This window comes from Janthinobacterium salmonicoloratum (assembly GCF_051380845.1).
In the GTDB taxonomy this organism is placed as follows: Bacteria; Pseudomonadota; Gammaproteobacteria; order Burkholderiales; family Burkholderiaceae_D; genus Janthinobacterium; species Janthinobacterium lividum_F.
In genome coordinates this window covers 2,079,822-2,092,928 of the sequence record NZ_JBNYXV010000001.1, presented here as the reverse complement: position 1 = coordinate 2,092,928, position 13,107 = coordinate 2,079,822, and the positions used below count along the sequence as shown (strand labels likewise).

At 64.9% G+C, this 13,107-nt stretch carries 9 protein-coding genes and 1 tRNA gene; 6 read left to right on the top strand and 4 right to left on the bottom strand.

All coding sequences use genetic code 11. The annotated features are described in order from the left end of the window. Nucleotides 1-4: 4 nt before the first annotated feature. A complete protein-coding gene (locus ACQ4WY_RS09655; protein ID WP_436503793.1) occupies nucleotides 5-634 on the bottom strand; it encodes a DUF4136 domain-containing protein in 630 nt (209 codons plus the stop codon). A 198-nt stretch (nucleotides 635-832) separates the two neighbouring features. Here ACQ4WY_RS09655 and pepN point away from each other — a divergent pair, with 198 nt between their 5' ends. From pepN to ACQ4WY_RS09635, 4 genes are all read left to right on the top strand, one after another. Further along, the gene (gene pepN, locus ACQ4WY_RS09650) at nucleotides 833-3,487 is read left to right on the top strand and encodes an aminopeptidase N (RefSeq protein ID WP_436503792.1); all 2,655 of its coding nucleotides are present in this window, start codon (nucleotides 833-835) and stop codon (nucleotides 3,485-3,487) included. A gap of 33 nt (nucleotides 3,488-3,520) precedes the next feature. Next, nucleotides 3,521-4,522, top strand: a complete 1,002-nt coding sequence (locus ACQ4WY_RS09645; protein WP_436503791.1) for a class 1 fructose-bisphosphatase — start codon at nucleotides 3,521-3,523, stop codon at nucleotides 4,520-4,522. 116 nt (nucleotides 4,523-4,638) lie between these two features. Further along, nucleotides 4,639-4,714 (top strand) — tRNA-Thr (locus ACQ4WY_RS09640). 196 nt (nucleotides 4,715-4,910) lie between these two features. After that, nucleotides 4,911-5,351, top strand: a complete 441-nt coding sequence (locus tag ACQ4WY_RS09635) for a YfbO family protein (protein WP_436503790.1) — start codon at nucleotides 4,911-4,913, stop codon at nucleotides 5,349-5,351. 7 nt (nucleotides 5,352-5,358) lie between these two features. Here the strand turns inward: ACQ4WY_RS09635 and ACQ4WY_RS09630 are convergent, their stop codons facing one another. Further along, nucleotides 5,359-6,441: a porin gene (locus ACQ4WY_RS09630; protein WP_436503789.1), complete on the bottom strand. Its 1,083-nt coding sequence runs from the start codon at nucleotides 6,439-6,441 to the stop codon at nucleotides 5,359-5,361. Between the two features lie 16 nt (nucleotides 6,442-6,457). Continuing rightward, the gene (locus ACQ4WY_RS09625) at nucleotides 6,458-8,329 is read right to left on the bottom strand and encodes an amidohydrolase (RefSeq protein WP_436503788.1); all 1,872 of its coding nucleotides are present in this window, start codon (nucleotides 8,327-8,329) and stop codon (nucleotides 6,458-6,460) included. A gap of 251 nt (nucleotides 8,330-8,580) precedes the next feature. Here ACQ4WY_RS09625 and ACQ4WY_RS09620 point away from each other — a divergent pair, with 251 nt between their 5' ends. Further along, complete coding sequence (locus tag ACQ4WY_RS09620; RefSeq protein WP_353660198.1) at nucleotides 8,581-9,279, top strand: YoaK family protein; 699 nt, start codon at nucleotides 8,581-8,583, stop codon at nucleotides 9,277-9,279. Nucleotides 9,280-9,285: 6 nt separating this feature from the next. After that, nucleotides 9,286-12,366, top strand: a complete 3,081-nt coding sequence (locus ACQ4WY_RS09615; protein WP_436503787.1) for a sensor histidine kinase — start codon at nucleotides 9,286-9,288, stop codon at nucleotides 12,364-12,366. Here ACQ4WY_RS09615 and ACQ4WY_RS09610 read toward each other — a convergent pair. Next, entirely contained in the window at nucleotides 12,340-12,972 is a 633-nt protein-coding gene (locus ACQ4WY_RS09610) for a response regulator (protein WP_436503786.1), read from the bottom strand. The two genes, ACQ4WY_RS09615 and ACQ4WY_RS09610, sit on opposite strands and share 27 nt — an antisense overlap. Between the last annotated feature and the right edge of the window lie 135 nt (nucleotides 12,973-13,107).

Here is a 13,107-nt window from a genome sequence, read left to right as displayed (position 1 = left end):
GTCATTACTCTATTTTGACTTCGACTTTACGGGGCACGCCGCTCTGGCCGGGGAAGTCGGCGAAGGCGCTGGCCACCATGGCCGGCATCACCTGCGGCGTGGCGCGCTTGTTACTGGTCGATTGCACGGTCACGTCATACAGTTTCTTGCCGTTGCGGTCATTGATCGTCACGCGCAATTCGCGTTCGTATTTATGGCGCACGCTTTCTTCCACGTCCATCGGACCATACCAGTAGGGGTTGTAGCCAAAGCGGCCATAGCCTGGCCACGCGCCGTAGCGGTAGCCGTAGCGGCCAGGCCAGTAGCCAGGGCCATACCAGAATGGATCGGACGCCTGCAGCACGCGCTCAGGATAGTCGACGGTGGAAAACTGCATCGCCACGCGCAAATTGGCTGCCGCCGGGCCGGAAGCTTCGCCGAAGCCGTGCTTGGCCAGTTCCGCGCGCACCAGGTTCTGGTAGCTGCGGTATTCCAGCGTGTCGTTTTCCGCCACTGGCGCTTCAAACGCATACGATTTGTCCTGCAATTGCGCAGGCCACTCATGGAAGACGGTCACATCGCTGCGTATGGTGGTGGCGCATCCGGTCAGCAACACGGTCAATGCGGCCATCATGATGGTGAGATATCGTTTCATTGCATGACCTCCTGATAATAGACGCAATTCATCGCTTAGTATTATAAGAATAGTTCTATTTGTTTCTATTCATTATTACAGAATGTTACCTGACATGTCTGCGTGTAAGGGAATCCAACATTCCTGAGCTGAATCGCGACTATCGGGGGGCTGGTGTTGGTAAAATAGGCTTTTGCCTCCGCTCCCACCCAAATCCCTATGCGCACAGACAGCCCTCAGACGATTTACCGCAAAGATTACACGCCGCCCAGCTTCCTGGTCGACAGCGTCGAACTTGGTTTCGATCTTGATCCCGCCCGCACAGTGGTGGCGAGCCGGATCCGCATGCGCCACAACCCGGCCAGCACCAGCCGCAGCATCGAATTGCACGGCGAACATATTGAACTGGTGCAAGTCCGCCTGAATGACAAGCTGCTCAAACCGTCGCAGTACAAGTTGACGGCCGGCATGCTGACCATTCCCAAGGCACCGGACGATGTTACGCTCGATATCGAAACCGTGCTGGCGCCGCAAGACAATACCTCGCTGTCCGGCCTGTACGTGTCGAACCATAATTTCTTCACGCAGTGCGAAGCTGAAGGCTTCCGCCGCATCACCTTCTTCCCGGACCGCCCGGACGTGATGGCCAAGTACACGGTCATGCTACGCGCCGACAAGGACAAATATCCGGTGCTGCTATCGAACGGCAACCTGATCGAAGAGGGCGACCTCGGTGATGGCCGCCACTACGCCAAGTGGGAGGACCCGTTCAAGAAACCATCCTACCTGTTCGCCCTGGTGGCAGCGCGCCTGGTGTGCCAGGAAGAGCGCTACACCTTGAAGTCCGGCCGCGAAGTGCTGCTGCAGGTGTGGGTGGAAGACGGTAACCTGGATAAAACCGACTACGCCATGCAGTCGCTGAAAAACTCGATTCGCTGGGACGAGGAGCGCTTCGGCCTGGAACTGGACCTGGACCGCTTCATGATCGTCGCCGTGGGCGATTTTAATATGGGCGCCATGGAAAACAAGGGTTTGAACATCTTCAATACCAAGTATGTGCTGGCCAATTCGCGCGTGGCGACCGACGTCGATTACGCAGGCATCGAAGCGGTGGTGGGCCACGAATACTTCCATAACTGGACCGGCAACCGCGTGACCTGCCGCGACTGGTTCCAGCTGTCGCTGAAAGAAGGCTTGACGGTGTTCCGCGACCAGGAATTTTCGGCCGACATGATCGGCACGGACACGGGCCGCGCCGTCACGCGCATCGACCAGGTGCGCACACTGCGCCAGGCGCAGTTCCCTGAAGACGCCGGTCCGATGGCGCATCCCGTGCGTCCGGATTCTTTCGTCGAAATCAATAACTTTTACACGGTCACGATCTACGAAAAAGGCGCCGAAGTGGTGCGCATGGTCCAGACCCTGGTGGGCCGCGACGGTTTCCGCAAGGGCATGGACCTGTACTTCGAGCGCCATGATGGCCAGGCCGTGCAGTGCGACGACTTCCGTGCCGCCATGGCGGACGCGAATGGCCGCGACTTTACCCAGTTCGAGCGCTGGTACAGCCAGGCCGGCACGCCGGTGGTGACGGCTTCCACGCGCTACGACGCTGCCAGCCAGACGTTCGAGCTGACCCTGTCGCAAAGCTGCCCCGCCACGCCGGGCCAGCCGAAGAAACTGCCGTTCCACATTCCCGTCACCGTCGGCTTGCTGGCAGCGGACGGCCGCGACCTGCCGCTGTACGTGGACGGCGTAGCATCGAACGGCGCTACCAGCGTTGTGCTGGAATTGACGCAAGCCTCGCAGACCTTCCTCTTCACGCAGGTCGCGGAATCGCCCGTGCCGTCGCTGCTGCGCGACTTTTCCGCGCCGGTGGTGCTGGAATACGATTACACCGACGCCGAACTGCTGCACCTTTTCCGTCACGACAGCGACCCGGTCAACCGCTGGGAAGCGGGTCAGCGCCTGGCCATGGAACGCCTGCTGAAACTGAGCGGCGCCGTGGCCACTGGCGGAGCGCTGGCGCTGGACGACACCTTCATCGAAGCGCAGCGCGCCCTGCTGGCCGACGAAACGCTCGATCCTGCCTTCCGCGAGCTGGCCCTGATCCTGCCGTCGGAAACCATCATCGCCGAGCGCCTGGCGCAAGTCGACCCGCAGGCGATCCATGTGGCGCGCCAGTTCATGCGCCGCACCATCGCGGCCGCGCTCAAACCTGAATTGCTGGCGCAATACCACGCCAACCAGACGCCGGGCGAATACAGTCCGGACGCCCTGTCGGCCGGCAAGCGCGCGCTGAAAAACCTGGCCCTGTCCTATTTGCTGATCGCACCGGGCGCGCAAGAGCTGGCCCTGGCGCAGCAGCAGTTCGACGGTGCCGGCAACATGACGGACCGCGCGGCCGCCCTGGGCGCCCTGATACATTCGGGTTCCGCATCGCACGCGCAGGCGGCCCAGGCCAGTTTCTATGCCGACTTCGAGAGCGAAGCGCTGGTGGTCGACAAATGGTTCGCCATGCAGGCGGCGGCGCCATCGACCGATGTGCAAGCCGTACGCCAGTTGATGACGCATCCGGCCTTCACCCTTAGAAATCCGAACCGCGCGCGCAGCCTGATCTTCAATTTCACCAACGGCAATCCGTCGCAATTCCATGCGGCTGATGGCAGCGGCTACGCCTTCTGGGCCGAGCAAGTCATCGCGCTCGACGCCCTGAACCCGCAAGTGGCCGCCCGCCTGGCGCGCTCCATGGACCGCTGGCGCCGTTACGTGCCCGCGCTGCAAAGCCATATGCGCGACGCGCTGGAAAAAGTCGCCGGCCAGGCCAGTTTGTCGAATGACGTGATGGAAGTCGTCAGCAAGGCATTGGCCAATTAACTCCGCAATAAATCATCAAAACAGAGGGATTTCATGAAACGCATCAGTCTTACGCAATACCTGGTTGAAGAGCAGCGCTCGAACAACAGCATTCCGGCCGAACTGCGCCTGCTGATCGAAGTCGTCGCGCGCGCGTGCAAAACCATCAGCCACGCTGTCGGCAAGGGCGCCCTCGGTGAAGTGCTGGGCACGGCCGACACGGAAAACGTGCAGGGCGAAGTGCAGAAAAAACTCGACATCATCTCCAACGAGATCCTGCTCGAAGCGAACGAATGGGGCGGACACCTGGCGGCCATGGCGTCGGAAGAGATGGAATCGATCCACCCGATCCCGAACCGCTATCCGAAGGGCGAATACATGCTGCTGTTCGACCCACTCGATGGCTCGTCGAACATCGATGTCAATGTGTCCATCGGCACCATCTTCTCGGTGCTCAAAGCCCCGGAAGGCATGGGACAGCCGACCGAGCAGGACTTCATGCAGGCGGGCGCCAGGCAAGTGGCTGCCGGCTACGCCGTGTATGGTCCGCAAACCATGCTGGTGCTGACCTTTGGCAATGGCGTGAACTGCTTCACCCTGGACCGCGAAATGGGTTCGTGGGTCCTCACGCAAAGCAATATGCAGATTCCGCCGACGACGAAGGAATTCGCCATCAATATGTCGAACGCGCGCCACTGGCATCCGCCCGTGAAACGCTATGTCGATGAACTGCTGGCCGGTGATACGGGTCCGCGCGGCACCAACTTCAACATGCGCTGGATCGCCTCGATGGTGGCTGACGTGCACCGCATCCTGAACCGCGGCGGCATCTTCATGTACCCGGCCGACCTGCGCGACACCTCGATGCCCGGCAAGCTGCGCCTGATGTACGAAGCGAACCCGATGGCCTTCATCGTCGAGCAAGCCGGCGGCGCGGCCACCGACGGACAGCAGCGCATCATGGATATCGCCCCGCACAAGCTGCACCAGCGCGTGCCCGTCTTCCTCGGCTCGAAAGACGAAGTGGCCCGCGTCACGGCCTACCACGCTGAGTAAAAAGCCGCACTTATCCACGATTTTTAGCGGCCCGCAGCCGGGCCGCTAAAAAAATGCAAAAAAGTTCGCGTTGACACTAGCAAATTTTGTGCATTGTTTGTAGAATGTGGGTCTTCGCCGTTGTAGCTCAGTTGGTAGAGCAGCACATTCGTAATGTGAAGGTCGCCAGTTCGATTCCGGCCAACGGCACCAAGTTTCATCAGAAAACCCGCTTACTTGCAAAAGTCAGCGGGTTTTTTGTTGTTCTCTATTTCAGCGCCATGGCTGATGGGAGCAATTTTTACTGGAGCCAGGCTGCGCGCTCGAACTCAGGCGCGGTGCTCCGCCGGGATACACGGTCTGCAGACTACAATATTGTATTGTCTTTCACATCAACGGAACTTTTCCCATGCCCGACAAAATCTACCAGTACCTGACCTCGCCCGGTGTGGACGATGGCGATACGCCCCCCGTGGTCGATCTCGATCTCTACTTCGCAGGCAATACCGATGAAGAGTCGATCGCGCCGAACCAGTGGGGCTATGGCCGCCCGCCGATTGCGCAGCTATATGACATGTTCCGCGAGATCGCCGCCAGGCCGGACGTGGAAAAGGTGCTGGTCGGCTTGCACCAGGACTGGTGCGATTATGGCCAGGCGGACGTGGACGCGAAATGTTTCCCGCCTGCGGAAAACGTGCATATCTTCACGTCCGCACGCCAGGACGAGGTGGAGCGCTGGATCGCCGGCATGGAAGCCGACGGCGTCATTCCTGGCTGGCCTTATGGCAAGCCAGCCAATGCTCCTGAGCCTTCGGAGGGCTATGCCGTGCTGTCGGTCTGCTGGGACTGAGCGCCGCTCAGAAATTGTGCCTTATCCCCAGCGCCACGCCCGACATGGTGGCGCCCTTTGTTTCTGTTTCGTGTCCCAGGCTGTTGATGGCAAAGTCGGCGATGCCGTGGCGGCCGTTGGCCAGGCGCGTGTAATAGGCATACAGGCTGCTGCGTTTTGACAGCTGGTAATCGTAGCCGGCGGTGGCGTGGGTGGCACCCGTATCTGCTCCGGCACGCACCGTGCCGATGGTTTCCAGCGCGCTGCCGCTGGCGCTTTGCGCGTGGGCTACGCCGATGCGCAGGCCGTGGCGGCCGAACTGACGCGTGGCGGAAAAGTAGGCCGTGCGCCGGCGCAGCTCACCCGTGGGCGTGGCGTAGCGCAGGCTTTCCAGCACCGCCGCCAGCTGCGTGGCGCTGTCGATCCTCCAGGCCAGGGCCAGCTTGCTGCCATGGTCAGTCAGGCCCCGTCCCTGGTAGTCGTGATGGTCTTCCTGCGCCAGGGTCGCATACAGGACGCCGCCGTCGTAGATCAAGGCGGCCGAGTTCAGTGCCGGATGCGCGCCGCTGGCGGGTCGCTCTTCCCCCATGCCGTGCGCCACGCGCAGCGACCAGCCCTGCCACTGCGGCGTCCAGTAATGCACGCTGTTCTGCTGGCGCCGGTCGAAGGAATAGGTGTTGCTGGTATTGCTTTCGCTGGCGCCGGCGCCGTTGCCCATCAGGCTCATGTAGCCGGCCGTGGTGGGGTAGAACGGGTCGAGCGCGGAGGTGGCGCTGTTGTAGGGCAGGGTCCAGTTGCCGGCAAAGAGCGTGCCCCACGGGCCGGCAATGCCGACACGCGTGTCGCGCGCGGCGATTGACCCCGCGCCCGTGTCGGGCGACAGCGTGCCCTCGACCTGGAACAGCGCCTGCCAGCCGCCGCCCAGGTCTTCGCTGCCGCGAAAGCCGAGTACCGAGCGGTTGTTGGAGACACGCTGCACGCTGTCACCGCTGCCGGAATCGTGCAGCGCTTCGACCGTCACGTTCAGGCGGCCGTACAGCTGCACATTTTCTTGTGCCACGGCGGGCAGGGTTGCTGCCAGTGCCAGGGCACCGGCAGCGCATGAAAACACGCGTCTCACCCGCGCCTCAAAACGCAAAGCAGCTGCACCCCAGCGCGCCCCAGAAGCCGGAGTGGCTGGAGACGGGCACGGAACTCTTGCGCGCCACGTCGTGGGCGTGGGCGTGCACGCCGCAGGCGCCCTGGCACTGGTGCTGCATGACGCTGGTCTTTTGCGGCGGCGCGGCGCGGTAGTGGCCGGCCACGTTTTTCACGGGCGACCAGTCGGGCAGCACGGGAATCGGGGGCGGCGCCAGCTTGGTAAATTCCGCCTGGCCGTAGACGATCTTGCCGCCGACGATGGTGAGCACCGATTCGATCGACTTGATCGCCTCTTCATCGATGCTGAAAAAATCCGCGCTCAGCACGGCCAGGTCGGCCAGCATGCCTTCCTGGATGCGGCCCTTCTTGCCTTGCTCGCTGGAGAACCAGGCGCTGCCCGCCGTCCACAGTTCCAGCGCCGTGTCGCGCGACAAACGGCTGCCCGCGTCGTACAGGCGCAAGCCGCCCACGGTGCGGCCCGATACCAGCCAGTACAGCGCCGTCCACGGGTTGTAGCTGGCGACCCTGGTGGCGTCGGTGCCGCCGCCCACCGGCACGCCCGTTTGCAGCATGCGCGCGATCGGCGGCGTGGCCTTGGCTGCCTCGGCGCCGTAGCGGTCGACAAAGTATTCGCCCTGGAAGGCCATGCGGTGCTGGATGGCGATGCCGCCGCCCAGCGCCTTGACCCGGTCGATGTTTTTCGGCGTGATCGTTTCGCAGTGGTCGAACATCCAGTGCAGGCCGTCGAACGGGATATCGCGGTTGACCTTTTCAAAGACCGTCAGCATGCGGTCGATCGATTCGTCATAGGTGGCGTGCAGGCGGAAGGGCCAGCGTTTGGAGACCAGGTGGCGCACCACCTTTTCCAGTTCGTCGTCCATGCCGGGCGCCAGGTCCGGGCGCGGCTCGAGGAAATCCTCGAAGTCGGCGGCGGAAAACACCAGCATTTCGCCGGCGCCGTTGTGGCGATAGTAATCATCGCCCTGGCCCGGCGTGACCATCTCCGTCCATTTTTCAAAGTCTTCCAGTTCGCGGCCCTTGTTTTGCGTGAACAGGTTGTAGGCGATGCGGATGGTCAGCTGCCCTTCGCTTGCCAGCTGATCGACCACCGCGTAGTCTTCCGGATAATTCTGGAAGCCGCCGCCCGCGTCGATGGCGCTGGTCAGGCCGAGGCGATTGAGTTCGCGCATGAACTGGCGCGTGGAATTGACCTGCAATTCGCGCGGCAGGGTCGGACCCTTGGCCAGGGTTGCATATAAAATCATGGCGTTCGGGCGCGCGATCAGCATGCCGGTCGGGTTGCCGGAAGCGTCGCGCACGATTTCGCCGCCGGGCGGATTCGGCGTATTTTTATCGTAGCCGACCACGCGCAAGGCGGCGCGGTTGAGCAGGGCGCGGTCGTACAGGTGCAGGATGAAGACGGGCGTGTCCGGCGCGGCCGCGTTGATTTCGTCGAGGGTCGGCATGCGTTTTTCCGCGAACTGGAATTCGTTCCAGCCGCCGACCACGCGCACCCATTGCGGATTCGGCGTGCGCAAGGCCTGTTCCTTTAGCATGCGCAGGGCGTCGGCCAGCGAAGGCACGCCTTCCCAGCGCAATTCCAGGTTGTAGTTCAAGCCGCCACGGATCAGGTGCAGGTGCGAGTCGTTCAGGCCGGGAATCACGGTGCGGCCACCCAGGTCGATCACGCGGCTGTCGGGCGCGCGGTGGCGCATGACGTCATCGGCATCGCCGACGGCGAGGAATTTGCCGTCGGCGATGGCCACCGCGCTCGCTTGCGGGCAGCTTTTATCGACGGTATGAAAGCAGCCATTGAGCAAGATCAAGGGGGCGGTGGCGGGGAGGGTATGTTCTGGCATGGTGCAGCTCCATGGTTGCGGTGCAGGGGGGGAGGGGGCCGGCGTGCGCGGCGCGAAAGTCACGTCGTCCAGTGTAGCGGAGGTCCCACGGTTGAACACGGGCCAAAAGATCAGGTGGGCCGTGGCGTACTGGCCGAATGACGGGGGCGGCGGCCGGCCGCATGGCTTACCATGCAGGCAGTGGCGCCGGGGCGCTTCCCTGGCGCGTTGTTTTCTTTTTTAGTGCATTGCACAGTATCAGGAGTCATTCGATGGATCAGCCACCACACAGCCGCTTGTTCGGCACCAGCCTGGGATTTTTAGCGGGCTATGTCGATACCCTGGGTTTTATTGCCCTGTTTGGCCTGTTTACGGCCCATGTCACGGGTAACTTCGTGCTGATCGGCGCCGCCCTGGCGGACGCATCGCGCGCTTCCATCCTGCTGAAGTTTCTCGCTTTCCCCGCCTTTATCGCCGGCGTCGCCATTACGCGCCTGATGGTGCTGGCCGTGGAGCGCCGCGCCGGCCCGTCACTGACCCTGGCGATGCTGCTGCAGTGGGCCTTGCTGGCCGGCTTCATGGTGTTTGGCTGCCTGGCCGAGCCGATCGGCAAGGATGTCAGTTCCATGGCCATGGTGGCCGGCTTGCTGGGCACGGCCGCCATGGGCGTGCACAGCGCCACCAGCCGGCTGCTGCTGGCGCACCTGGCGCCCACTTCCATGATGACGGGGAACGTGACGCAGATCGTCATCGACACCGTCGACGTGCTGCGCGGCGCGGCCGATGGCGCCACCCATGCGCGCTGCGGGAAGTTCTTCTGGCCGCTGCTGGCCTTTGCCCTGGGCGCTATCGCCGCCGCCTTTGCCTACCTGGCCGTCGGCTTCGTGGCGCTGGCCGTGCCCTTGCTGCTGCTCGCTGGCCTGATCATCGTGCAGCACCGCAGCGGTCGCGTGGCCGTGCCTGCAGCCTGACCCACCATGCGCCTGCCCGTCCTGGCCGCGCTGTGCTGCCTGCCCTTGCTGCTGTTGTTCAGCCCTCCCGGGCTGGCCATCGGCGCGGCGCGCGGCATCCACCAGCTGCAGCACACCAGCTGGACGTCCAGGGATGGCGCGCCGGGCGATATCAGCGTCATCGCCCAGGGCGGCGACGGCTTCCTGTGGCTGGGCACCCATTCTGGCCTGGTGCGTTTTGACGGTCTGCGTTTCGCGCCCTTGCGCGCGCGCCAGGGCGCGTTTCCCGATACGGTGACCTTGGCCCTCAAGCGCGCGGCCGATGGCGGCATGTGGGTGGGCTGGCAAGTGGGCGGCATCAGCCATGTCAAGGATGGCGTGGTGCGCAATTACGGCGAGGCGCAGGGCGTGCGGCCCGGTTCCGTCTGGGGTTTCGCCATCGACGCCACGGGCGCCGTGTGGGCCGCCGGCGTGGCCGGGGTCTCGCGCTTCGATGGCCGGCGCTGGCAGGCGATGGGGCCGGCGCAAGGCTACACGGCGCAAAAGGCCTCGGCCGTATTCGCGGACCGCGACGGCAGGCTGGGCGTGTTCAGCGAACAGGGCCTGTTCCTCTGGCAGCCGGGCCAGGCGCGCTTCGCGCCGCCTGTGGGCCGCCTGGACTTGCGCGCGCCACCGCAGCAGGGACCGGACGGCCGCCTGTACCTGCTGGAGCAGCGCGGCATCCGCATCATCGATACGCTCGAGCGCTACGACCAGCTCGACCATCGCTGGATCTACCGCGATACGAGCGGCACCAGCGGCAGCATGCTGGTCGACCGCCAGGGCACCCTGTGGTTCGACAGCCAGTTCGGCCTGCACCGCACGCGCAGCGCTGGCGCGCTGGGGCCGCAACAGCTGGGCATCAGCGGCGACACGGAATCGTTCCTGCCCCGCGACGGCTTGAGCAATGTGCTGATCGGCTCCCTGTGCGATGACAACGAAGGCAATGTCTGGGTCTCCACGTATGCAGGCCTGGACCGCTTTCGCCAGGCCGCGCCCGTGATCCTCAGCGCGCGCGGGGGCCCGGAGGTGCCCGAGGTCTTCCGCGCCCAGCAGCTGTCGCCCGGCACCGGGGGCCGCATGTGGCTGTCGCGGGAAGGCGATGCGCCGCTGATGCTGGTGTCGCCCGACGGCAAGGTGCTGCGCGCACCCGCGCTGGGACCGATCACGGCCATCATGGCCGCGCCGCGCGGCATCCGCGTCGGCACCCGCGCCGGCTTGCTGCAGTTCGATGGCGAGGATGGCCGCGTGCTCGAGACGATTGCCTATCCGCCGGAAGCGGCCGCCCTGAAACGAGTGCGCATGGCCGTGAGCGCGCCCGACGGCAGCCTGTGGGTGATTTTCAGCGGCGCTGGCGTGTTCCAGTACACGGGCGGCGCATGGCGGCGCGAAACGGCCTTGCCCGAGGGCGGGCGCAAAGTGCCGCTGGCGCTGCTGGCCGATGCGGCCGGCCGCCTGTGGCTGTCCTATCCGGACGGCAGCGTGGCGGTGCTCGAGGGCGGGCGCCTGGCCAGTTATGGTCCCGCACAGGGCCTGAACCTGGGCAAGGCGCCAGCGCTGTTTGAGACCGGCGGCCAGCTGCTGGCGGGCGGTCAGCAGGGCCTGGCGCTGTGGCGCGGCGGGCGCTTCGTGCCGCTGCGCGCCGCAGCGGCCGGCGTCTTCGACGGCGTGGTCGGCATGCTGCGCGCGCGCGACGGCAGCCTGTGGCTCAATGCGGGCAATGGCGCCGTGCGCGTGGCCGCCGCCGAGGTGGCGCAGGCCCTGCGCGATCCATCGCACCCCATGCAGGCGCAGCTGTACGATGGCGCCGATGGCTTGAGCGGCAAAATGAGTTTGCTGCATAACGGCTCGATAGCCGAAGCGGATGATGGCAGGGTCTGGTTTTCGCGTCAGAGCGCGACCTTCTGGATCGACCCGCGCCAGCCGGCGCCGACGCTGCCGGCGCCGCAGGCCGAGATAGGCGCCTTGATGGTCGATGGCCGGAGCGTCGCCGTCGCCGACTACGAGCGCCTGCCTGCCGGCACGCGCGACGTGCAGTTCGATTACAACGCCAGCAGCCTGGGCACGCCGGCGCGCCTGCGTTTCCGCTATCGGCTGGAAGGGTATGACAAGGACTGGCAGAACGCGGATGATCGGCGCCAGGCGCAATACACGGGCCTGGGACCGGGCGCCTACCGTTTCCAGGTGATGGCTCTCAATGGCGACGGCGTGGCCAGCACGGTGGCGCAATTGCCATTCCGCGTGCTGCCCGCCTTTTACCAGACCTGGTGGTTCCGCAGCCTGTGCGCGGCGGCGCTGCTGGCCGCCGCGTATGGGGCTTACCGCTGGCGGCTGCGCCAGCACGCCGCGCGCCTGCAGACACGGATGGAGGCGCAGCAGGCCGAGCGCGAACGCATCGCGCGCGAGCTGCACGATACCCTGCTGCAGGGCACGCAGGCGATGATCCTGCACTTTCACAATGCCAGCATGGCCATTGCCGAGGATGATCCCGCGCGCGCCGCCATGCTGCGTGCGCTCGACGACGCCGACCGCATGCTGGGCGAGGGGCGCGACCACGTGCACGACTTGCGCGCCGGCGATGCCGCCGGTGCGCGCTGGAGCGCCATCCTGCGGCGCGAAGGCGAGCGGCTGGCGGTGCAACACGGCATCGTGTTCCGCTACGCGGAAGAAGGCGAGGCGCGTCTGCTGCATGCGCGCGCCGCGCATGAAATCTACCGCATCGCCAGCGAAGCGCTGCGCAACGCCTTTCAGCATGCGCGCGCGCAGGTGGTTGAAGTGGTGGTGCGCTATGCGTGCGGCGGCATCGAGCTGCTCGTGCGCGACGATGGCCAGGGCTTGCCGCCGGTGGTCGCGGCGAACGGGCAGATTCCCGGACACTGGGGCATGCCCGGCATGCGCGAGCGCGCCGCCAGGCTCGGAGCGCGCCTGTCTGTGGGTGGGCGTGACGGAGGCGGTACGCAGTGGCGCCTGCGAGTGCCGGCGCGCCGCGCCTGGCCGGCAGAGCACGGCCCGCTGCGCCGCTGGTGGCAGCGCCGGCGCCGCTCAGGCGTCGAGGATGCCGCGCCGTAGCGCGATGGTGACGGCGTGGGTGCGGTCCCTGGCGCCCAGCTTGGCCAGGATGGCGCTCATGTGCGCCTTGACGGTTTCTTCCTTGATCTGCAGCAGGGCGCCTGTTTCGCGGTTGGAATTGCCTTGCGCAACCTGCTTGAGCACGTCCAGTTCGCGGTTCGACAGCATGTCGCTGCAGGCGTACAGCGCCAGCTCCGCCTCGATCTCGGGCGTGATGTGGCGCCGCCCCGTGTGCACGTTCTGTATCGCTGCCAGCAATTCATGGCGCAGGGCGCTTTTCAGTACATAGCCGCACGCGCCTGCGCGGATGGCGCGCAGCACCTGGGTGTCGCCCTTGTAGGTGGTCAGCACGATGATGCGCGCCTGCGGATGGCGCGCGCGGATGGCGCCGATGGCGTCAAGACCGCTCATGAGCGGCATCTGCAAATCCATCAGCGTGACATCGGGCTGCAGCGCGTCAAATTGCTGCACCGCTTGCCGGCCATCGGTGGCCTGGCCTGCCAGCACCACGCCGGGAAAGGCGCGCAGCAAGGCCGCGATGCCGTCCAGCAGCAACTGGTGGTCGTCGGCGATGAGGACGCGTATCGGTGCCGTATCGCTGCACATGATGTTGCCTGGCAAAGAGGAGTTATCGATCAAGAGTCGTCGGAACAGGGTGAGCAAAAGGCATTTTACCGCAGCGCTCGCCGATCTGCAGGAGGGGATTGCCTGGCGGCAGCCTAGCTGTCAGCCTACATTTAG

What these genes read in the sequence shown, in the direction of transcription:
- ACQ4WY_RS09620 (WP_353660198.1), top strand. Translation starts at nt 8,581, where the DNA reads ATGGATCAGCCACCACACAGCCGCTTGTTCGGCACCAGCCTGGGATTT.
- ACQ4WY_RS09615 (WP_436503787.1), top strand. Translation starts at nt 9,286, where the DNA reads ATGCGCCTGCCCGTCCTGGCCGCGCTGTGCTGCCTGCCCTTGCTGCTG.
- ACQ4WY_RS09645 (WP_436503791.1), top strand. Translation starts at nt 3,521, where the DNA reads ATGAAACGCATCAGTCTTACGCAATACCTGGTTGAAGAGCAGCGCTCG.
- ACQ4WY_RS09655 (WP_436503793.1), bottom strand. Translation starts at nt 634, where the DNA reads ATGAAACGATATCTCACCATCATGATGGCCGCATTGACCGTGTTGCTG.
- ACQ4WY_RS09610 (WP_436503786.1), bottom strand. Translation starts at nt 12,972, where the DNA reads ATGTGCAGCGATACGGCACCGATACGCGTCCTCATCGCCGACGACCAC.
- ACQ4WY_RS09635 (WP_436503790.1), top strand. Translation starts at nt 4,911, where the DNA reads ATGCCCGACAAAATCTACCAGTACCTGACCTCGCCCGGTGTGGACGAT.
- pepN (WP_436503792.1), top strand. Translation starts at nt 833, where the DNA reads ATGCGCACAGACAGCCCTCAGACGATTTACCGCAAAGATTACACGCCG.
- ACQ4WY_RS09625 (WP_436503788.1), bottom strand. Translation starts at nt 8,329, where the DNA reads ATGCCAGAACATACCCTCCCCGCCACCGCCCCCTTGATCTTGCTCAAT.